This window comes from Paenibacillus sp. LPE1-1-1.1 (assembly GCF_040676435.1).
In the GTDB taxonomy this organism is placed as follows: Bacteria; Bacillota; Bacilli; order Paenibacillales; family Paenibacillaceae; genus Pristimantibacillus.
Genome location: NZ_JBEGHY010000012.1, coordinates 79,791 through 99,825, shown reverse-complemented (window position 1 = coordinate 99,825; position 20,035 = coordinate 79,791). Strand labels below are relative to the sequence as shown.

Genomic DNA, 20,035 nt, shown 5'->3' with positions numbered 1-20,035 from the left:
ATGTATGCAGACGAAATCCACTAGCCGCTATTCCTCAATTGTTTCTCCAGAACGATATGCTTTCTCCGATTCGCGCTTACTAGCTTAGTTCCGCTGAAAAAACAATCAGCATAAATGAATTCTTTATGTATGAGAAAATACAGGCAGAGAGTGTGGGCAGGAAGGTAATAAGGCTTAAGTATGAATACACACGATAGAAAAAGGACGCACAGAATGCGTCCCTTTTCTTATCTTACACGGCGTGCAGTAGTATAATGATCTTTCCAATATCCATAGGTCAGGTTACTGAATCCAACCTTATTTATCGGAGAACTATGAATGAAACGTCCATTCCCCATATAGATCCCTACGTGGTTGATTCTACCATCATTATTTGTGTCGAAAAATACAAGATCACCTTTTACTAGATTGCGCTTGGCTACGTAGTAGCCCCTTTTGGCCTGATCACGGCTTGTACGAGGCAAATATTCACCTTCACGCATAAATACCAGCTTGGTGAAAGAAGAGCAATCAGCGTACCTGTAACCGGTATTCCACGGCTCAGCACCAAAAACGTACTTGAAGTCTCCAAGATAATTATCGGCTCGGCTTGCGATCTCTTGACCGGTAGCTGCGAACGTCAATGTTCCGACCAGCAGCGATCCGACCAGCAGCGAAGTGGTTGTACTAACTAACTTCTTGAACATTCGTTTTCACTCCTTGTCTGTAATGTATTTGCATACTGCTTTGATACTGTGCGGAGAAATCCTAAGTATCTCAGCTGAAGGATAACTCCCCGTGGTGCCTAACCAATGGTAACATAGATGGAAAAGAGGCTGAACCCCATAGAATTTACCAAATCAATTTTAGTAAATGTAGCCTCAAACGACCGAACACCTTGAAAACACTGACTAAATTAAAGCTGAACACTACCGGAAGTTCATAGGAATATTCCAGAAATTACTTGCAATCCGTGTTACATTTCGCCTTCATTTCCAAACTTTAGTGCCAAAATATCCAAAAATATCATTGGTATCAGTTAAAATTAATTTTTGTTTCTGTGGAAGATCAATGAGTCAATCATCAATCTGAAGGAGGGTAGGATCTCATAATTGAACCATTTTGGTTCGTAAAGAAGTGAACCGTAAAGGATGCGCTTTTTTTGTTACTCATTTTTCAATATTAAGAAGTGGAAAAGAGGGTAAATGCGTTGGACAAACCAAGACCAATTGAATATGGAAACGCCGGTCACCTGCTAGAAATAACTTTAGATAGGTGAACCCATTGAGAAGAGTCGAGTTTGAAGCTCTATTATGGAACTGCTTGCTGGTGGTGGTTACATTTTGTCAGGGATGGGTTAGCTCAACTTTTCGGTATGATGTACTATGGAATCGGATTTATTGTAAATTGTTTTGTTAATACTGGTGTTTTATATAGGCATATGTAGTTGAGCCAATCATGAATGTGAAAGTGATTATAGCCAAACCAACTATCTTTATCATCGTATACCTCCATCTGATCTGTTTTCATTATGTAGCCTCCCCCAAAATCCCAATGTTTAACTATTCGTGCGTGGACTTCCTAGACGCTCTCATGAGCATAAGAAAAGCACCATCGAATGATGATGCTTTTTTTATGCTCATTTAACTATCGTCCCCGTTATCTCAACTTAATTATGTGTTGCCAGTTAGGTGGACGTAAAGATAGCCTACGGACACCTTGAAGTCCGCAGGCTTTCTCTTTAGGGCACACTAAGTGGACAATGACCGGTCCGCATAAACGACATTTACTAAGGAATGCGGCCTTCAAACCTTAAGATAAGAAAACATTTTTATTTCATCACTTAAATTTGAGCTTGCATCAAGAAAAAAAGACACCGCGAGGTGTCCATCCTTTTTACAGGAATCTAGGCGAGCCTGCCTTTATCAGAACGCATTGCTTTTAATGATAAACCTCCCATTTCTCTCCAAGCCATGCTCCTTGTTTGACCAGCATACGTTGAAGCGTTATCATAACCACTTCACGTGATGAACCGTTCGCGCTGCTGCTTAATGCAGCAGCTGTTCCGGCAGCCTGCCCCATTGCAAAACAATTTGGCATGACCCGCAGCGAGCCTTGTACGACACGGTCGGCAGATGCCGCCCTACCCGCTACCCATACATTTTCAAGTCCCTGCGGCAGCAGTGAACGATAGGGTACGCCATGTGATTTCCCTGGCGGCAAATGGTGAATTTGCATGTTGTCCTTGCTCGTGGCCATATGAATGTCGATAAAATACGCATTCCGCGCGATGTCGTCTTCGAAGCTCCTCATTTCCAGAAAATCCTCTTGAACCAGCATATAATCACCGACGATTCTCCGCGTTTCCCGAATTCCGATTTGTTCGCCTGTGCTGACCAAGTGGGCGTTCTCGAATCCCGGAGCATATTTGCGCAAAAAGTCTACCTGGACTTTTACAAGCCTGCGTCCTTCGATGGCTGCCCGCGTTAAATCCTCCGCATTCGTTCCGTCTACCCCAAATACATGGCCAAAATTGACCCCGACCAAGTAATCCGAGCTCCATGCAAACCCTGATACGTCTTTGCGTCCGGCAGGGAGATCCCCGTTCTGCTGGGCGAGTGCAACCGCTTTGGGGATTTGTCCCGTATCTCCGCTCTCATTTAAGTATTGTTGGAAGCGCCTTCGATCCACGTTGGTTAGAATATAGCACATGGTGCCCGGCTGTAGCTCTCCCGCGTCTCCGCCTTTTTGAAAAGGCGCTCCGGCCAACGCGGCTATATCGGCATCACCGGTGGCATCGATCACATAACGGGTCTTGACTATAGACCTGCCCGATTTATTTAATATTACCAATCCATCGATCCGGTCTCTATTTGCGTTCATGATCACTTGACCGGTAAAGGTATGGAATAAAACATCTGCGCCGCTCTCGAGCACCGCATCGTCGTATACGCGTTTTAATACTTCCGCATCGATGGGTACCCAATCCAATTGATGCTTATACTGATTTTGAAAGTCTGCGCTGCAATGCTGCTTCATACGCTCCAGCAGTTCCAGGCCAATTCCCCGGATTACCGGTTTTTCGTGATCTGTAAAAGGGCAAAATGCAGGAACCAACGAGACCGTAGCCATGCCGCCGAGAAATCCCCTTTGTTCGATCAGCAGCGTCCTGGCTCCGTTTCTTGCAGCGGCAATAGCCGCTGCAATGCCTGTAGGTCCCCCGCCAATAACCGTAACGTCAACCTCTTTACTAATTGGCAGTTCCTCAGACATCAATTTCATCGTACTTATCATTGTCATCGTTCTTCCTCCCGGCAATCTTCTCTAAATTCATTAGGCAAGAATCGTTTGAGCCCATCTGATCAGAACGTTCGCTTGTTCACTCTTTAACGAACGGCCAGTCTGATCCGTTACTTCCTTTACATAAGACGCCATTATATCCTCTGCAGCGGCCCGATCACCGCGGTCAACCGCGGATTTCGCTTGATCCAGCTTATAATTTAATGATTTGGAGATACCTTCCCAGCCCTTGGCACCTGTTGCTTGCAGCAAATCCATTGTCACTGCCTTTAAGCTCTCAAACGTTACCGAAACTTTAAACGTATGGGCAGTTGAAGCTTGATGACCCGCCATGTCCTCAGCGTTTACAGTAAGCGTATGCTCACCCGGCTCCAGGGTATACGCTTTAACCTGAAGCAGCGGTTTGCCGCACGGTGTACCGTTTACGCCCGAAAGAACATCGGTTGCGCTGCAGGTAATGCTGATCGTCTGGTTTACCATATACAACGCTTCACCCATTAATTCCACAACCGGTGCCGTCAAATCCGTTTTCACCTCGAGCAGCATCGCTTCTTCCACGTTGTCTTCGAGGTCCACGGAACGATAAAGCAAATGGTACTGCCCTTCTTTCGTCAACGCGACCGGACCCGAGTATACGGTCCAATGTACGCCACCGTCCAAGCTGTACTCGGTCTGTTTTACGCCGCTTGAACCCGTGTCTGTAGCCTTCAAGGTCAGCGTCGGTGCAGCTGCATACCATCCGTTCACTCTTTGTCCTTCCAGGTTCAGGGTTGTAACTGGAGGGATCTTATCCACATAGCTTGCCTCAAATTCCATTAATCGGGCAATTTTATCGCTCGGATTCGCCGGTACCCCTCCCCAAGTCGGTTTTGTTATATTCAACTGGATAGCGGTCGTTTGAATAGGGTCGATTAGAATATGATTAAACTTGCCGTAAAATCCGTCTTTATCGTTATCCGTTACAGATACGAGCGGCTTCCATTCGCCATTGTCCAAATACACGATATCGAAATCACGGATATGCCATTTTTCGCCGCTTGCCGCCCCGCTCCATATTTTTAATTGATTGATCGTCTGCGGCGACGTCCATTCGATTTTGAAAAAATGAACATCCTCATTGCCCTGAGACAACCACCTCGTGGCCAGGCTGCCGTCAACCGCGTTCTCCTTGACGTTCGTGCCGTTTATGGAATCTACGGTTAATTCGGCAAGCTGCGCTGCATTATGAACAATAACCGGACCGAACACCTCGGAAGGCTCAGATATTCCGCCCGAATTTTTAGCTTTAATCCGATAAAAATAAGTAATTCCGCTGCCTGCCAAAGCGTCCTTGAACGGTCTATCCGTTTCCGATAGATCAGAGCCTACCACTGTCCAAGGACCTTCCGGCGTATTCGCCCGCTCTACTTCATACGTATCCGCCCACTTGACTGTCTCCCAAGAAATGGACGATACCGATTGAAACGGAATGATCGACGGCGAGTCAGGCGCTGGGGGGACGGTTGATGCTGTTATTGGACCTACGATATTGGACGGATCCGATATTCCGGCGATATTTTTCGCTTTCACCCGGTAGTAATAGACACCGCCATCGACAGCCGTTGAATCTTTGAACGGTTTAAATGGCATATCGCTATCCAATACGTCCGTTCCCACTGCAATCCATGGCCCGTCAGGATCCTCCGCTCGTTCAATGACATACGTTTCGGCTCCCGCCGAACCCATCCAATAGATGCCAAGAACCGACTCAATCGGAAGCAGGCGGGGGGCATCGGGAATTTCTCTTGGCGGAACTGGCATACCGCGAATTTCAAATGCTTTATCCCGTATCATTTGCATAACGGACGTTTCGTCGTAAGAATCTCCCGAAGGAAAGCCCGGCCAACGGTAGTCGCCTGCTTTATAGTAAAAACCGCCCTCTTTATTATGAAACTTCAATGTCCACAGAAGTGCGCCGGTGGTTCCGTTCGAAATCACCTTATTCACCAGATTCGTGTAATTCGCTGTATTGGAATGACCGAATTCGCCGATGATTAGCGCTTTTTTGCCTAAGCTGGCATTTCTGTCGGAAACGCTGCGCAGGGCATAGTTAGAGCCGCCGCTCTCGTAATAATGGTTGGACACGATGTCCACATTCGGATCGTCCAAAGAAGCCGTGCGGATGCCGTAGCTCCCATCCATTACCAAGTGGTTGGAATCCAAGCTTTTGATATAGGCGCTCATTTCTTGCGTCCATTCATCGGTCGGATACAGTTCATTACCTGTTTCCCAAGCTAATACGGCCTTGTCGTCCTTGTACTTGACCCCTGTATGCGTATTGGTCCGGTTCAGGACATAATTAACCAGATGTTTATAATCTTCCTTAAGCTCGGTGTCCGTGTAAAATTGATTTTGGGTTTTACCGCGAAACGCAGCAAACTGTTTTATTCCTCCTACATGCTCCCAAGTGTCTATAAAAGGAATGATTACCCGGATTCCATACCGGTTGGCAAGCTCCAATACTTTATCCAAATCACGGAAGAAATCCTCGTCATAGTCCCTTAATCCGTTAATATGGCTTTTCCCATTACCGTTGGCCGTCCCGCCCTTAATGGTGAAGGTGTACAAGCGAACGACGGTTCCTCCCATTTGCTCCAAGGATTTAAACACATCCTCCTGTTCCCAAGCCTCAGCACGGTGCCAGTCCGGGCTCGGAATATAGGTCAGATTGGAGCCGTTTAAAGAGATAAAACGGAATTCCGACGCTCCATCCCATAATTGATCCCCGCTCCGAGTAATAAAACGTTCGAAGCCAGCGGAAGGCTCGGTACCTGCATCCGCACGGGGTGTCCCGGAAATAAGCATCCCGGCCGATACATTTCCCGACTCATCCACCGTTTGCAGTCTAAATACGTATTCCTCTTCGTTTGTAAGACCGGGCAGAACCCGTTTTTGCACTCCTTTGCTGATGTTAATCGCCTCTTCTTCGCTGCTTTCTCTCGTTATTTGGATATGACTCAAATCTTGATCAGCCGGGTCCGTCCACATGAGAGTCAATTGCCCGTCTCCAGTGACGATCTGGGGATTTCCAATTTCTCCAGGCAGTGTTTGGTCAACGGTAGGCAAGGAAACGGCATTCACTTCAATTTCGGCTAGTCTGGCAATTTTATCGTCAGAAGCATTGAAGCCGCCCCAGCTTGGTTTGGTAATATGCAGCCTAAGTCTTGAAACGGTAGTTGGATCAAATTGCAAATCATTATACTCGCCTGCATTATTGTCCTTATCGTTATCTACAATAGACGCCAAAGTCATCCAAGCACTGCCGTTCCAGTAATCCAGCGTAAAGTCGCGAATATGCCAATTGCTCGCGCCCGTCCCAAAATTGCCGCTCCATACCTTGACTTGATTAATCGTCTGCTCCTTCTCCCAAGTCATTTCAAAAACATGCTCATACGTACCGCTGCCCGAGACCCAGCGCGATGCTTTGTCACCGTCCACTGCCTTATCCGCCGTGTTGCTGCCGGTTACCGAATCGACGGTTAACAACGCTTCTCCGGCAATATTGCGGGCCTCTTCCGCACTTGCGGTCCAGCTCCCAAGGGGAATTACACCTAATACAAGCATGACGCAGAGCATAATAGCTATCGATGACCTCGAACGCATGTTATACTTCCTCCTCATTCCCTTTTTATTGTTATTATAGTAGAGAATCGGACCGTTTCTTAGAGCACGCCCATGACATGTATTGTTCGGATCATGACTAATTGAAACAAAAAAAGCGAGATGATTAGCTTGGCTTCATCTCGCTTGGCAATATACCCCAGTACTTATGAAATACTTTAGAGAAAAATCCGACATTCGTATATCCGACCTGCTGCGCCGTATTTTGCACCTGCTCCCCTTCCAGCAACAGTCGTTTTGCTCTGATCATCTTTTGTTTGAGGACGTACTGGGAGAATGATTCCCCCACTTCATGTTTAAATAGACGGCTCAAATAAGACTTATTAACAAAATACCGGTCTGCGATCCCGTAAAGATTGAGCTCTTGGCCAATTTCTTGCTCGATTAAATGCAAGATCTCCTGAATCATCTTATGGCCGCCGGACTGGCTCCGCTTTAGGGCATAGGACGTCATTCTGCGAACAATCCGATGCAGGCAAATACGGATTTGCTCCTTGCTCTGGAGACTAAGTGAATGCTGGAAATAATGAAAGTCTTCCCCGACTACTTCCCTAATGGACCAATTTTTATTTTGGATGATACGGAGCAGCGTATGAAACAAATAGAGTACATGGACCTGCACCTCGTCGACGGAGGTTGCCTTTCCGATTGAGTTTTCCAGCAGTTCATCGATTGCGGCCGCCGATTTAACCGGATCACCGATTTCAATGCCGATTTCAAGATCATTGCCCGTGATGGATGCCGCCGGGACCGTCTCACCGGGCTGCTGTTCCTCGTTGAATGGAATCGCAATATCGTGGCCATAAATGACCCTTTTTAAGAGTGCCGCCTTTGCCTGATGATAGATTTCCGGAACTTTTCTCTTCTCCGAAGTAACCATGCTAATTCCTGCGCTGGCCGTAACCTTTAAGCACTCTTTGAATGTGGATAAAACTTTTGTGGCCGAAAAATGCACCCGCAGCTGGAAATCCCCCTGAGATTCATTATCTGCGCTTTGAAACAATACCACGGTAGAACCGTTTAGATCTTGAAATAATCCCACATGGTTTTCGGCAATGGTTTCTCCCGCAATACTGCGAAGCGAAAATTGCAGCAAAGCCGAATCTAGTTCGCTGAATCGTTCCTCCCCTTCCATCAGTGGATCGGTTTCCATGATCACAAGGGAAAATAGCCGCTTTTCTTCCAATCGAATCATCAGTTCCTTGCTTCTGCGCTCTATTTCCCAATCCGAATAGGAGCCGGTTATCCAGTTGTTAAAAAACATATCCTGCAGCCGTGGGAGATGCTCCCGCCATTTCAGCTTCAACGCATCGTGACTATGCTGCTCCTCCATTTCCTTTCGACGTAGAGCTGCGCCTTCCATGACAGTAAACAGGATCTCATCATTGCTGGCGGGCTTAATTAAATATTTCAGCACTCCGGACTCCATGGCGTCCCGCGCATACTCGAAATCTTCATACCCGCTTAAAATAATCATTTTTATCCGCCTGTCCAATTGATAGATCGCCCGGGCGAGGGACAAGCCATCCATTTCAGGCATTCGGATATCTAAGATTACGATGTCCGGTTTGGTACGGTCTATCATTCGGAGTGATTCTATACCGTTGGCGCAAAGAGCGACAACATCGATCCCATGCTCCTCCCAAGGAATCATTGTTGCCAATCTATTGCGGATGCTGCTCTCATCTTCCACGATCATTAAATTCATGTCGCTTCACTCCCGTCTTCTCTTCCATTATCCGTTTCCGGCGATGAGTCCAGCGGAATGAGCAGCACAACGCTGGTGCCCTCGCCGGAACTGCTTTTTATAAACAACTCTGCGGAGTCGCCATAATGCAGTTTTAATCTCCCCTTCACATTGCGCAGCCCGAATAGCTCTGTCGGCGTTTGCCCTTCCGGTATCAGCAAATCGCTTCCGGTCGCGAATATTTTCTCCAGCTCCTGCCGGATATAGGCCAACCGTGTTTCTGGAATTCCGATGCCGTTGTCCTTTACTTCCACGAGCAGATAGGGATCGTCGAATTTGGCTGAAAGGGTTAACTCCTTGTGTCCCGAGTTTTTTTCCAGCCCGTGCAAAATGGCGTTTTCCACAACCGGCTGGAGCAGCAATTTGAGAAGCTTCACATGCTTGACGCGCTCGTCCAGATGGAAGGTTATACTGAAATCAAATCTGCGCTGTTGAACGTTTAAATAGTATCGAATATGCTCAAATGTCTCGGAAACCGTGTACGCTTCCTTGCCTTTCCCAAGGCTGAAACGGAAAAATTTAGATAAATTCATCACCATTTCTCCAATATCATCGGCCTGGTTCAATATCGCTTCGGAGTAGATGGAATCCAATGTGTTATACAAAAAATGGGGGTTGATCTGGGATTGCAGCAATTTCATTTCCGTTTTTATAAGCATGATTTGCTTCTCGTACACATCCTCGATTAGATGCCGCTGCTCCTTAGCCATATGGTTGAAGGAATCCATTACATACCCGAACTCATCCATCCGTTGATGAGAAATTTGCGTATCCATTTTTCCGAGTCTGATTTGTCTCATGGCTTGAACAACCTGATTGATCGGCTTCGTTATTCCGCTGTATACGAACCACGAGATCCAGATCGCGATAAACAAACTTACCGCAATAATCACATAAGTCCATAACTGCAGCTGCTTTGATTGCTGAAAAACATCCTTCTCCGGCTGGATCATCGTCAGCGTCCACCCGGATGTTTTGGACGTCGCTTTGACCATCAGCATCCGCTGCTCATAACCTGGAAGCTCCCGGATCACGATATCCCGGTCTTCGTCCTGCCAAACCGGCAGCTGCCCGCCTATGTTCCTGGTGCCGGCGACAACCTGACCGCTTTCGGTCGTTAGAAATACCTGTGCGCTGCTGCTCGGAAGCAAGCTTTCGATTAAGGAGGTGAAGTAATCCTTCCTTAGCGGGAGCAGCAGTATGTTTTTATTCCTCTGCGGATTCAGCAAATTGATTAACCGCATCACCACCATATTATTCGTGCTGTAAATAGGATCCACCATGCCATTGGCATCATATCGGTTTTCCTGCGGAAAATAAAACGTGACTCTTCCGTTCGCATGGATCGCCTGCTGAACCCATTCTAATTCGTCCTTCTTCGCTTCTTTTTGGTAGCCGGAGGTGGAGAGTAAGGTGCCGGAATCATAGTGAAACAGAGAGGCTTGAGAGATCACTTTATTGTTCGACGTAACGGAAATTAATTGCTTGGTTGCCTTCTGAAAATTTAAAATTGATTCCGGAGTCAGTTGTTCTCCCGCATGCTCGAAATTTCTTTGCAGATCAGGATCATTGGCCAGGACGGTTGACATTTCATAGACGCCCTCCATCGTCAAATCGATATAATTCATCACAGAAAACATCGCGTTACGGGTTCTATCGCCAATTTGATCCTGCAAAATCGCCCGGGACCGGAAATTAGAAAAGATAGAGACAGCAACCAAAGGCAAGAGGATCAATAAAAAGAAACAGGTAAGACGGAATTGAACCGATTGCCTGAAACGGCTTCTAAATAAGCTCCATGTCAACTCTATCAGCCCCAATGACGTTAATGAAAGAAAAGGCGCCCGCTCGGGGCACCTTCATCTCTTTCATTCTACTTTATTATTTGGTGCTCTTAAAGATTTCGTTCACTTCCTTCGTAATTTCTTCTCCGCCCATACTTTTCCATTGAGTCACGTAGTTGTCGAATTCATCGATCGGAGTATTGCCCATAATCATTTTTGTGAAGGTTTCCTGCATCAGCTTGGTCAGCTGTACGCCATTTTTGCCCATTGATTGCGTTGTCGGGCCCGCGTAACCATTCTTGATCAGCGCATTGCTGATTGCGGTTACGTTATCCCGCAGTTTGTACTCTAGACCGAGCGCGTCCAAACGTTCTAAGTCGATTTCTTTATCCCATGGAGCCGAATAATCCAAAATATTGTTTCGGTAAACATGCTTATTGTGCTCCTCGAAATTCATGGCTAGCTTCCCGCTCTCCCTCGTCGAAATCTGGTGCTCCGGCAAACCGAATTTAATCGGTTCATGCCCTTCGCCGTTTGTGAAATTGAACATTTTGACAACCTCGTTCACATGTTTGCTTTTAGCTGGAACAATACTATATCCGGTCACCATGCTCGAAGATGCGATACCGGATTGGCCATCTTTGCCAACAGGATATGCAAGTGCAGCCCACTTCGCATTCTTGTCATTCGTCTGGTTGGTCAGGATCGGTCCTCGTGTATCAAACCATGTTGCGGAGAACAATCCTGCTTTTCCGCTCGCAATCTTTTCCTCTATGTTTTTGTTTTTGTTAAGCGCCCACTCGGGATCGATAAGCTTGTTTTTGTATAATTCGGCCAAAAAGACAAGAGCTTCTTTCGTTTCCGGCAGGATCGATGCATTTACCAGCTCTCCGTCTCTCTCAACCCACTGGCTAACAGCGGAATTTCCGGATAACGGTACTCCAAAAGCGCCAAAGAAAGGTGCCGTGCGCGCCAAATTTTCGCCTATTAATAGACCAATCGTGTCATTCTGACCGTTACCATCCGGATCGCGCTCCACGAACGCACGTATAACATTCACATATTCATCCAGCGTCTTAGGCGGTTGAAGTCCTAATTTCGTCAACCAGTCCTGACGGACATACATAATATCGTTCCCGTTGATATGCGTAACAGAGGGAATGGCATAAATTTCACCATTGACGGTTACGGCATCCCAAGCTTCTTGCGGAAGAGATTTCTTTAAATCGGGACCAAATTGCTCAATCGCCTTATCGAGCGGCTGCAGCGCATTTTGATTGACCATATTTATAAACCACGAAGCATCCTGCGTGTAGATCATATCGTTGTCCTCGCCGGAGGACAGAATGACATTTAACTTGTCTTGATACCCGTCGGTCGGGGGATAAACGACGTGGACATTCAAATTGGTGTTGTCATTAATGTACTTTTGGTATGAATTATTGTTCTCGTCCATTCCGTCCAAAAATTTGCGTCCCACATTAGGCTGCACAATGTTAATCGTTACAGGCTTTCCGTTGTCTTTTTCGTCCGTACTGCCTGTTTCATTTTCGCTTTTGCCGCAAGCGGCAAACAAGGCTGCAGCCATTGCAGATACAACCAACACGGCTAAAAATTTCTTCGTCTTCATCTTTTTTCAACCCCTTTAATTGATAGTAAAATGTATGGAAACCGTAAGCAAGGCTATTTACCCCTTCACGGATCCAATCATGATTCCTTTTACAAAGTATTTCTGCAAAAACGGATACACAAGCAAAATAGGTAGAGTGCTGGCTATCAATGCGGACGCTTTAAGAGATTCGACTGCAAGCAGCTGTCTTTCAAAGGCATCCGTCGTGTTAATATTCGTAGAATTGGACATAACCATTTCTCTTAAATAGATTTGCAGCGGTTTTAATTTGGAGTCCGTTACGTACATCACCGCATCAAAGAACGAATTCCAATGGCCGACCGCATTGAATAGCGCGATTGTTGCGATAGCCGGCATAGACAACGGAATGACGATACGAAATAAGATTCCTAAATTGGAAGAACCGTCGATTCTTGCAGATTCCTCTAACTCATTCGGGATCGATTGAAAGAAGCTCTTCATAATGACCACATGAAAGGCGTTAACCGCTCCGGGGATGATATACACCCAAAATGTATTTAGAAGATTCAAGTTTTTGATGAGGATATACGACGGTATCATTCCCCCGCTGAAGAGCATCGTGAATACGATCAGGAACATCACCGGGCGCCTGCCCCGGATATAGGTTTTGGAAAGAGGATAAGCAAGCAAGGATACAAGGATCACATTCAGAAAGGTTCCTATAATGGTGCGCTCAACACTGATCAGAAACGCCCCGGTAAACGATGGATCCTGAAATACTTTGACATACGCTTCCGTCGTCCATTCGACCGGCCAGAACGAAACCTTTCCGGACATAATTGCACGGTAGCTGCTGAACGATTGAGCTAATATGTGAATAAAAGGCGCTAGCGTCAATAATCCGAAGCAGGCAAGAGCGACGTAGTTAAAGACCGAAAACCATTGTTCTCCCCTTGTCATTCTCATCTTAGTAAATCCCTTCTTGGCCCATTTTCTTTACAGCCTTGTTAACAACGATAACTAGAATCAGGCTAATTACCGATTTGACCAGGCCGACAGCCGTAGAGTAACTAAACTGGGATTGCCCCAATCCGATCCGGTATACATAGGTTTCGATCACATCGGACACCTCATATACCAAGGAATTGTAGAGCACGAATATCTGTTCAAACCCAACATCCAACACATGTCCCAGCCGCAATAAAAACAAGACAACAATCGTTCCCATGATCGATGGAATTGTAATGTGCAATAATTGCTTCCATTTACTGGCCCCATCCATCACAGCCGCTTCATACAGCTGCGAATCGATTCCGGCAAGTGCAGCCAGGTAAATGATCGCCCCCCACCCTACTTCTTTCCAAATATCGCTTATCACAAGAACAGCCCGAAACCACTGCGGATCCGCTAAGAAAAAGATAGGCTCCAATCCGAACCAACCCAATACTTCGTTAACCGCACCGCTGGTTGGCGATAATAGATTGGTCAAGATCCCACCTATAATGACCCAAGAAAGAAAGTGGGGCAGGTAAGCAAGAGTTTGGATGCTTCGTTTATAAAACATGCTGCGAATTTCATTCAATAGAAGCGCTAGAATGATCGGCCCGGGGAATCCCCACACAAGCTTATATAAACTGATGATAACCGTATTACGAAACACCTGATAAAATTGAGGGTCTTCAAGCATGCTCTTAAAATGCTGTAAACCAACCCACGTGCTTTCTCCAAAGCCCGCAAAAATACTGTAATCTTTAAACGCAATGAGAACTCCCCACATCGGGAAATATTTAAAAACAATAAAATATAACACGCCTGGAATCATGATCAGATACAGATCCCAATATTGCTTTAAATGGCTCCATCGTCGCTTATTTCTAAGCAAGGCCATCATTATTCCAGATGAATGCGGCCTGGTAACCGTTTTCTGCTGCGCCACTATAATCACCTCTTTTCTTTTATACTGCTATTGTAAATGCCCTTCAGCATCCTTCATATGTAACTCCGGTGACTTGAAATGTTCCTCTGATGACATTCGGGAAGGCCGGCGTTCGTATAATTCATCAAACCTTATCATATGGAAACATTTGTATATGTTAGAATGATCCTGTGTACAGAGATACAAAAAATACTTGATAGGATATGAGTTTAATGAAAGCTAGTCATCGCATGCTTCGTTTGTTCCTAGCTTCAACTTTAAGCTTCAGCGTTTTATCCTCCAGTATCAGTTATGTACCGCAGGCTCATGCAGAAGGCCCGACCGATCCGGCACCCGAAATCCTGCATGTCGGCATAGCTAACGAAAAAACCAGCCCCATCTAAGGACTGGTTCGCCAAGCGTTTAATGAGCTAACGTACCCGTTAGCTTAACGGCAAATTTAATGTTGTTGACTTCAATTTCAATGTTCTTTCAGGTAGCCAAGTAAGCATTTCATCAATTGAGTTTACTGATGTTAATGAATTATCCCATTGGTCTCTTTCTTGCCCATTCCTTCTCAATATGTAAGGAGTATATACTTTCTGCCTTCTCCAATTTGTTATGTACTTCGATTCCATTATAAAACAAATAAATTTGTTGTTATCACATGCTCTACCTATGACTCTAATTCTTTCATATCCGTCGCCCCAAATAAAAGGTGAACAATACACTTTTGTTCCAGGGTTAAATTGTTTGGTGCCCCTAAATTCAATTTCATTGTTATCATCAAGATATATGCCCTGACTAATAATATTTCCTATTAAACACCAGATGAAGCCTTTTTTAGTATTTGAGCTGCCCTCCACTTTTTCCTCGCTCGTCATTGCTTTCCCCTCAAACCGACATGATAATTAGAAACCGCCTCTGGAATGAATGATTTGCCCGGTAATCCATTGGGAATCGTCGCTTGCCAGAAAAGCGATCAGACGGGACACATCTTCAGGAAGACCGATCCGGCCCATCGGGAATCGCGGCAGCAGGGCACTTTTCACCTCTTCTGACATCCAACCCGAATCGGTAGGACCGGGATCAACTGCGTTCACCGTAATGTGAAATGGCGCCAGCTCTACAGCCAGCGATTCGGTGAAGACGGAGATGGCACCTTTCGTCGCGGCATAGGTGAGATTGCCGGGCATGGGCCCTTTACCCTGGCCGGAAGTGAGGTTAATGATTCGTCCACTGAGCATGTTATGAGAGGGATGAGCGCTTTGCTCGGCCTCAAGCATACGTGCAAATTCAGCAGATAACATGAAGGTCCCCCTAACGTTGACAGCGCAGTGCGCATCGATGAGAGCTTCATTTAATTGACGGAAATCAGCATCTACGCTATACGTAGCGTTATTGACGAGGATAGTTGGAAGCCCGACGGTTTTTCGGGCTTCCTCCAGCAACCTGACTGCCGATCCAGAGGCGGCGAGGTCCAACTTCATATGTGCGACTTGAACGTTGAATTGACGTAGTTCCCCGGCAAAAAGATCGGGCCAACTCTCGTCTGCGTCACTCGGATTAATGGTTTTATCGTAGTCGTAAAGATGTGTAAAAAACAGGCTGGCTCCTTCGCGAGCCAATGCCCGACAAATCGCTGCCCCGATTCCGCCCGGACGGCTTGCACCCGTCACGATGGCAGTTTTTCCTTGCAGTCTGGTCATTAGATATACCTCCTATTAAGAGGAGACGAGAGAGCCGTTCATCGTATGGATGGATTGATCCCGCACATAAATGAAAAAAGCGGATACATCAAAGTATCCGCGCAACGGGTTCATCAAATGGTTGCTCGCGTCCCTTGAAATGGTTGAGGATCGGCAGGACAAACTGGACGAATGGTGAAAAACATTCACCGGGTCACGCGATCAGATTCAATCAAACCATTACAAGGAAGTCCACATTGGATTTCGAGTCACCTTTCCTTCGTCTCCAAAGCATAGATTAGTGGACTATCCAATATTTGTCAAGACACAAGCGCAGCAAGTAAGAACTATCGCAATCCTTATTTAACTTATCTGCCCGTTAGCGTAATGAAGCAGCCGAAAATTGTGGCCGGCTGCTTCCGTGTTTTTATTGAACTATCGTACCCGTTAGTTCAACAAAATACCTGCTTCCTTGAAAGCATTTTTATACACTTCATTACTTTTCGCACCTGATTTCTGAAATAGCTTTTTCCTCATAGAGTGAAACAAAATCGCAGAAATATTAGGAAAAACAGTTTCAAATCCATTGTGGCAGCCATTCAGAATTAAGCTATCGTTTCCCGTTAGTTTAATGATTAATTGAAATAAATTTGGAAATCGCTTGTTTTTCAAGCTCGTCCCAATTGGGAGTCGCAATGTTTAATTGTTGTTTCAACTTATTGAACGAATCAAACAAAGCTGCAATTTCGCCGAAAGATCCATCAATCAATTTCATAAATGGTAAATTATGAATTATTTTCAGACCATAGTATACACCCTGTCTGTGTTTTCGAATATAGTTAACTTGATTTGCAGGAGTGATAGTGTAACCTAATTTTTCTAATATTTGAAACCCCTCGTCCATTACTGATATAGCTTGTTTTAATAGCTTCTTGTCCTTAGATGCTTTTTTCAAATCACCATCGTAAAGAAAACTAACAGAGTTCAAAGCTACTATAGGGACGATATGACTTTTGAGCCAAGCATCCATATCATCATGATAGGCTATTTATACTTAACCTGTTTAAACGCATTTTCTAGTAAAGGCTTTATTAGAATCTCGCCGTCTAGACCGCCAAGCAGCAGTTGTCCGCCTCCGCGTATGCAGATAATTCGACCGCTCTCTTCTCGGAGTCCTCCACTAAGCTGAAATCCGAAAATCACATTTTTTTTCACTATGCTCTTTTCATGAAGAAAATTTTGCATCCCATGGGCATCGGCATTATTACCGACAAGAATAATATTCTGACTCTGATTCTCAGCTAGAATAGGCAGTACGGAGGGGAAATCATTGTATTTCATCACAACAAAAACGAGATCATAGAGATCATCAGGTTGAAGCCCATGGATGACTTTCACTTCATCGATAGTGTTTTTAAGTTGAAAATAATGGCGAATGACAATTCCGTCTTTCTTCAATTGTTCAGCTCGTTTCCCTCTGGCAAGTACTGTGACATCATTCCCCCCGCGCACTAGGGCATGAGCAAGATAACTGCCTAAAACTTCCGCGCCGTAAACTAATATTTTCATAGTCATATCCCCTCCGGCTTTTTCGAACGATTGTTGCATTTTGATCATTCGTTCAATAAAATTAGACTATCAGCATCTATAACAAGTATCAATCGCTAGATTTATGGGTTTTGTTGGTTTTTCAACAGAATACAATGTATTGTTTAAAAAAAGGGGAATCTCAATGGATAGAAGAACAAAAAAAAACCAAGCAGCCATTATGAATGCATTAATCCATTTGATCGGAGAAAAAGATTTCGAAAAAATAACGATTAATGAAATCGCAGAGCGAGCTGATGTAAATCGAGGCACCATTTATTCGCATTACTCGGACAAATACGATCTATTGGATAAGTGCCTAGAGGCTCAACTGTACCATTTGATCGAAATCTGCTCCTTAGTGGATGAAACAGAACCTTATCCGTCTAAGTCTTCATTGCTCCGTACGCTTGTACAAATGGAAAAGAATGCTCTCTTTTATAGAAATTTATTAAGCAACAAAGGCGTCCCTTCCTTCAGAAACCACTTACAAGAAATAATGAATAAGCAAATAATGGAACAAATCATTGCAAACAATTTAAGCCTAGATGAGTTGAGTAAAGATATCTCAGTGCAATTTTTGAGTTCGGCGATTGTCGGAGTGATTGAATGGTGGTTTACTACAATGCCCTGTTCTGTAGAAGAGATTACTGAAAGGTTATGGTCACTGCTAGAGCTTAATCAGATGATACTCCGTACTCAATCTTGATTACACTAAACTGCCCGGTAGCGTAATGCATCCTTTATGCACAGAACTCTGCCTATATACGGAACAAAAGGCTGCCACGCGGCAGCCCTTTCGTTATTGATTCTTCCCTTCCTGGACTACTACCCGCGGGCCGATTGTTAAAAAATTTTACGGCTTCTTTAGAATGGCTTAAGGACCATAAGCACGGTAATGGCAATCATCAGCAGCTGTGACACCGTCTCGATCGGTATGATCTTTTTCATCAATCGACCGAGCTCGGCGGGTAATTCATCCCCTTTGCTTTGACTTATAGATACAATCTCCATGATCTTTTTCATGCGCGGCCCGATCAATCCTTCGATTGTGGCGACCATGAGCAGCGATAAAAGGATCGATATATTTAGCCACATTTGGGACAACCCCATCTTGGTTATGATCATAAGCCAAACCCCGGTAATAATAAGTACGGCTCCTCCAATTTTAGGCATGATGGCAATCTTGTTCGTTACATCAAAAGCAAAGCGCAACTGGCCGGCGGTTCTAGCGGACCTTCGAATGAAGGGTACCACGAAAGCGGGACCGATTACCGCGATAGAAGCCAATATATGAAAAACGAGGAGCCATCCAAACAAATTGATCATCTCCCTTCTTGCTTCTCAGCTCACCGGAATATCGCTTTGATAGGCGAGACCGACCCTTTTTCTCTTAAAAGGCCCTCCGAGCTCGATATGGTCCAGCATGCATTTCACGACATCATTATAAGCAACATCCAGCTCTTGAAGCCGGCTGAACAAGTAACCGGCTATATCGGCCTCGGAAAATTCCTTGATCGTCTTCGGAATTGATATGGGCAAGGTTTCCGTTGTCACATGCAGATGAACCGACGCCGGAGGCTCTATCGAATCAATCATAGTTCCCGGACACATAATTGACCAATCGAGCTCAGACTGTAGGAGACGTTCAAAATTCCGGTTGTGATTTTTATACGCGGGCGGGAAGCCGGGCAGATTGTTGCCAATGAGGTCAGTATATGGAATATCCAGAAGGCCGGCACCTCCCATTACCCATACCCTCCCGGAAAAACTAGGGTGGATTTCACATTGGCTTATAATGTTATCAACGAGACGAACGAACTCATCTCCTTGACCTGCATGGCCGGCAGCAATAATAGCGGCGTCTTGATGCGAGAGCGCCTCGCCGACGCTTACTGGGTTTATGATATCGTCCACGATCACCTTCACATGTTTGGCGGAACGCTCTCCTTGCTGTTCGTAAAACTTCTCGGAGTTTCGCACGAATGCTGTCATTTCATGTCCCATTTTACCCCCTTGTTCCAGCGCTCTTCTCCCCGTATTTCCCGTTGCTCCGAAAACAATAATTCTCATCGTTTTTTCCTCCTTTTATCATTGACTCCCGATAGTTCATCTCTGGATTGACTCAAGCTTAGCATCGTTTAAAAATCTTGATAAGAACCCACTTTAATGTAGGGTCCTTACTTAAAAGTAAGCATTAAGCAGAAAGAGTTATCCATGTTGGTCCACGGCGAAAATCTTAAAGGAAGATTGACTGTAAATAGCAAAAGCTGCCAGGGAAAATCCCGTGGCAGCTTTTGTTATGAGTCCTTGAATTAGTGTGCAAATGAATTGAAGCAGCTTTAAGAAGCAGATTCTTCATATTTCCGCTTGTTATGGTTTTCTCCCCAAGCACACATGACTTCTGCTACAGGAATCAATGTTTTACCATATTCACTTAGGGAATATTCTACTTTTGGAGGGACGGTGGGGTAGACCGTTCTATCGATTATGCCCTCTCGTTCCAAGTCCCGTAGATGTTGTGAAAGCATTTTTTGAGAAACATCAGGTATAAGCTTTTCCAGATCGTTGAATCGCTTAGTGGATTGTATCAAATGCCATAAGATCATTGGTTTCCATTTGCCGCCTAGAACATGTATGATTGTCTCCACTGGACATTCAAGCTGATGAATCATTGATAAATCATCCCCTTACCTTTAAGTAAGTTCATTACCTTAAAGTTTACACTTAACAAAATTTTACAGGTTATTTGCAATCCGGTCAACAAAAGAAACTAATTTCTTT

Annotated in this window: 18 protein-coding genes; 2 read left to right on the top strand and 16 right to left on the bottom strand. The window is 45.1% G+C overall.

From position 1 onward, the window contains the following. Positions 1 to 227: 227 nt before the first annotated feature. From MRBLPE1_RS11150 to MRBLPE1_RS11110, 9 genes are all read right to left on the bottom strand, one after another. Entirely contained in the window at positions 228 to 686 is a 459-nt protein-coding gene (locus MRBLPE1_RS11150; protein ID WP_364145277.1) for a C40 family peptidase, read from the bottom strand. Between the two features lie 676 nt (positions 687 to 1,362). Continuing rightward, positions 1,363 to 1,509, bottom strand: a complete 147-nt coding sequence (locus MRBLPE1_RS11145) for a hypothetical protein (protein ID WP_364145275.1) — start codon at positions 1,507 to 1,509, stop codon at positions 1,363 to 1,365. 411 nt (positions 1,510 to 1,920) lie between these two features. Then, positions 1,921 to 3,279, bottom strand: a complete 1,359-nt coding sequence (locus MRBLPE1_RS11140; protein ID WP_364145273.1) for an FAD-dependent oxidoreductase — start codon at positions 3,277 to 3,279, stop codon at positions 1,921 to 1,923. A gap of 33 nt (positions 3,280 to 3,312) precedes the next feature. Then, the gene (locus tag MRBLPE1_RS11135; RefSeq protein WP_364145271.1) at positions 3,313 to 6,921 is read right to left on the bottom strand and encodes an OmpL47-type beta-barrel domain-containing protein; all 3,609 of its coding nucleotides are present in this window, start codon (positions 6,919 to 6,921) and stop codon (positions 3,313 to 3,315) included. Positions 6,922 to 7,045: 124 nt separating this feature from the next. Then, positions 7,046 to 8,647 carry a response regulator transcription factor gene (locus MRBLPE1_RS11130; protein ID WP_364145269.1) on the bottom strand — a complete coding sequence of 534 codons (1,602 nt, stop codon included), beginning with the start codon at positions 8,645 to 8,647 and terminating at the stop codon, positions 7,046 to 7,048. Beyond that, positions 8,644 to 10,314, bottom strand: a complete 1,671-nt coding sequence (locus MRBLPE1_RS11125; RefSeq protein WP_364145267.1) for a sensor histidine kinase — start codon at positions 10,312 to 10,314, stop codon at positions 8,644 to 8,646. The genes MRBLPE1_RS11130 and MRBLPE1_RS11125 overlap by 4 nt, the downstream gene beginning before the upstream one ends. A gap of 253 nt (positions 10,315 to 10,567) precedes the next feature. Further along, positions 10,568 to 12,100 carry an extracellular solute-binding protein gene (locus tag MRBLPE1_RS11120; RefSeq protein ID WP_364145265.1) on the bottom strand — a complete coding sequence of 511 codons (1,533 nt, stop codon included), beginning with the start codon at positions 12,098 to 12,100 and terminating at the stop codon, positions 10,568 to 10,570. A gap of 57 nt (positions 12,101 to 12,157) precedes the next feature. Then, the gene (locus MRBLPE1_RS11115; protein ID WP_364145263.1) at positions 12,158 to 13,027 is read right to left on the bottom strand and encodes a carbohydrate ABC transporter permease; all 870 of its coding nucleotides are present in this window, start codon (positions 13,025 to 13,027) and stop codon (positions 12,158 to 12,160) included. A gap of 1 nt (position 13,028) precedes the next feature. Continuing rightward, complete coding sequence (locus tag MRBLPE1_RS11110; protein WP_364147219.1) at positions 13,029 to 13,952, bottom strand: ABC transporter permease; 924 nt, start codon at positions 13,950 to 13,952, stop codon at positions 13,029 to 13,031. A 257-nt stretch (positions 13,953 to 14,209) separates the two neighbouring features. Here MRBLPE1_RS11110 and MRBLPE1_RS11105 point away from each other — a divergent pair, with 257 nt between their 5' ends. Then, positions 14,210 to 14,380: a hypothetical protein gene (locus tag MRBLPE1_RS11105; RefSeq protein WP_364145261.1), complete on the top strand. Its 171-nt coding sequence runs from the start codon at positions 14,210 to 14,212 to the stop codon at positions 14,378 to 14,380. Between the two features lie 39 nt (positions 14,381 to 14,419). On the opposite strand, the gene MRBLPE1_RS11100 is transcribed toward MRBLPE1_RS11105, so the two are convergent. The 4 genes from MRBLPE1_RS11100 to MRBLPE1_RS11085 all read right to left on the bottom strand — a co-directional run bounded on the left by MRBLPE1_RS11100 (position 14,420) and on the right by MRBLPE1_RS11085 (position 17,233). After that, on the bottom strand, positions 14,420 to 14,860 hold the full coding sequence (locus MRBLPE1_RS11100; protein ID WP_364145259.1) for a hypothetical protein: 441 nt from the start codon (positions 14,858 to 14,860) through the stop codon (positions 14,420 to 14,422). 27 nt (positions 14,861 to 14,887) lie between these two features. Beyond that, complete coding sequence (locus MRBLPE1_RS11095; protein ID WP_364145257.1) at positions 14,888 to 15,685, bottom strand: SDR family oxidoreductase; 798 nt, start codon at positions 15,683 to 15,685, stop codon at positions 14,888 to 14,890. 607 nt (positions 15,686 to 16,292) lie between these two features. Beyond that, the gene (locus tag MRBLPE1_RS11090) at positions 16,293 to 16,694 is read right to left on the bottom strand and encodes a hypothetical protein (protein ID WP_364145255.1); all 402 of its coding nucleotides are present in this window, start codon (positions 16,692 to 16,694) and stop codon (positions 16,293 to 16,295) included. 14 nt (positions 16,695 to 16,708) lie between these two features. Then, positions 16,709 to 17,233, bottom strand: a complete 525-nt coding sequence (locus tag MRBLPE1_RS11085) for a ketopantoate reductase family protein (RefSeq protein WP_364145253.1) — start codon at positions 17,231 to 17,233, stop codon at positions 16,709 to 16,711. 163 nt (positions 17,234 to 17,396) lie between these two features. On the opposite strand from MRBLPE1_RS11085, the gene MRBLPE1_RS11080 reads away from it, so the two are divergent. Continuing rightward, entirely contained in the window at positions 17,397 to 17,960 is a 564-nt protein-coding gene (locus tag MRBLPE1_RS11080) for a TetR/AcrR family transcriptional regulator (protein ID WP_364145251.1), read from the top strand. A gap of 158 nt (positions 17,961 to 18,118) precedes the next feature. Here the strand turns inward: MRBLPE1_RS11080 and MRBLPE1_RS11075 are convergent, their stop codons facing one another. The 3 genes from MRBLPE1_RS11075 to MRBLPE1_RS11065 form a co-directional block, all read right to left on the bottom strand. Continuing rightward, positions 18,119 to 18,580 (bottom strand): DUF2269 family protein, encoded by a 462-nt coding sequence (locus tag MRBLPE1_RS11075; RefSeq protein WP_364145249.1) that lies wholly within the window; start codon positions 18,578 to 18,580, stop codon positions 18,119 to 18,121. A 15-nt stretch (positions 18,581 to 18,595) separates the two neighbouring features. Continuing rightward, complete coding sequence (locus MRBLPE1_RS11070; protein ID WP_364145247.1) at positions 18,596 to 19,324, bottom strand: NAD(P)-dependent oxidoreductase; 729 nt, start codon at positions 19,322 to 19,324, stop codon at positions 18,596 to 18,598. A 269-nt stretch (positions 19,325 to 19,593) separates the two neighbouring features. After that, entirely contained in the window at positions 19,594 to 19,926 is a 333-nt protein-coding gene (locus MRBLPE1_RS11065; protein WP_364145245.1) for a winged helix-turn-helix transcriptional regulator, read from the bottom strand. Between the last annotated feature and the right edge of the window lie 109 nt (positions 19,927 to 20,035).

Excerpts from the sequence above, each read along its gene's own strand:
- MRBLPE1_RS11150 (WP_364145277.1), bottom strand. The coding sequence starts at position 686 with ATGTTCAAGAAGTTAGTTAGTACAACCACTTCGCTGCTGGTCGGATCG.
- MRBLPE1_RS11145 (WP_364145275.1), bottom strand. The coding sequence starts at position 1,509 with ATGAAAACAGATCAGATGGAGGTATACGATGATAAAGATAGTTGGTTT.
- MRBLPE1_RS11140 (WP_364145273.1), bottom strand. The coding sequence starts at position 3,279 with ATGACAATGATAAGTACGATGAAATTGATGTCTGAGGAACTGCCAATT.
- MRBLPE1_RS11135 (WP_364145271.1), bottom strand. The coding sequence starts at position 6,921 with ATGCGTTCGAGGTCATCGATAGCTATTATGCTCTGCGTCATGCTTGTA.
- MRBLPE1_RS11130 (WP_364145269.1), bottom strand. The coding sequence starts at position 8,647 with ATGAATTTAATGATCGTGGAAGATGAGAGCAGCATCCGCAATAGATTG.
- MRBLPE1_RS11125 (WP_364145267.1), bottom strand. The coding sequence starts at position 10,314 with ATGAATTATATCGATTTGACGATGGAGGGCGTCTATGAAATGTCAACC.
- MRBLPE1_RS11120 (WP_364145265.1), bottom strand. The coding sequence starts at position 12,100 with ATGAAGACGAAGAAATTTTTAGCCGTGTTGGTTGTATCTGCAATGGCT.
- MRBLPE1_RS11115 (WP_364145263.1), bottom strand. The coding sequence starts at position 13,027 with ATGAGAATGACAAGGGGAGAACAATGGTTTTCGGTCTTTAACTACGTC.
- MRBLPE1_RS11110 (WP_364147219.1), bottom strand. The coding sequence starts at position 13,952 with ATGATGGCCTTGCTTAGAAATAAGCGACGATGGAGCCATTTAAAGCAA.
- MRBLPE1_RS11105 (WP_364145261.1), top strand. The coding sequence starts at position 14,210 with ATGAAAGCTAGTCATCGCATGCTTCGTTTGTTCCTAGCTTCAACTTTA.
- MRBLPE1_RS11100 (WP_364145259.1), bottom strand. The coding sequence starts at position 14,860 with ATGACGAGCGAGGAAAAAGTGGAGGGCAGCTCAAATACTAAAAAAGGC.
- MRBLPE1_RS11095 (WP_364145257.1), bottom strand. The coding sequence starts at position 15,685 with ATGACCAGACTGCAAGGAAAAACTGCCATCGTGACGGGTGCAAGCCGT.
- MRBLPE1_RS11090 (WP_364145255.1), bottom strand. The coding sequence starts at position 16,694 with ATGGATGCTTGGCTCAAAAGTCATATCGTCCCTATAGTAGCTTTGAAC.
- MRBLPE1_RS11085 (WP_364145253.1), bottom strand. The coding sequence starts at position 17,233 with ATGAAAATATTAGTTTACGGCGCGGAAGTTTTAGGCAGTTATCTTGCT.
- MRBLPE1_RS11080 (WP_364145251.1), top strand. The coding sequence starts at position 17,397 with ATGGATAGAAGAACAAAAAAAAACCAAGCAGCCATTATGAATGCATTA.
- MRBLPE1_RS11075 (WP_364145249.1), bottom strand. The coding sequence starts at position 18,580 with ATGATCAATTTGTTTGGATGGCTCCTCGTTTTTCATATATTGGCTTCT.
- MRBLPE1_RS11070 (WP_364145247.1), bottom strand. The coding sequence starts at position 19,324 with ATGAGAATTATTGTTTTCGGAGCAACGGGAAATACGGGGAGAAGAGCG.
- MRBLPE1_RS11065 (WP_364145245.1), bottom strand. The coding sequence starts at position 19,926 with ATGATTCATCAGCTTGAATGTCCAGTGGAGACAATCATACATGTTCTA.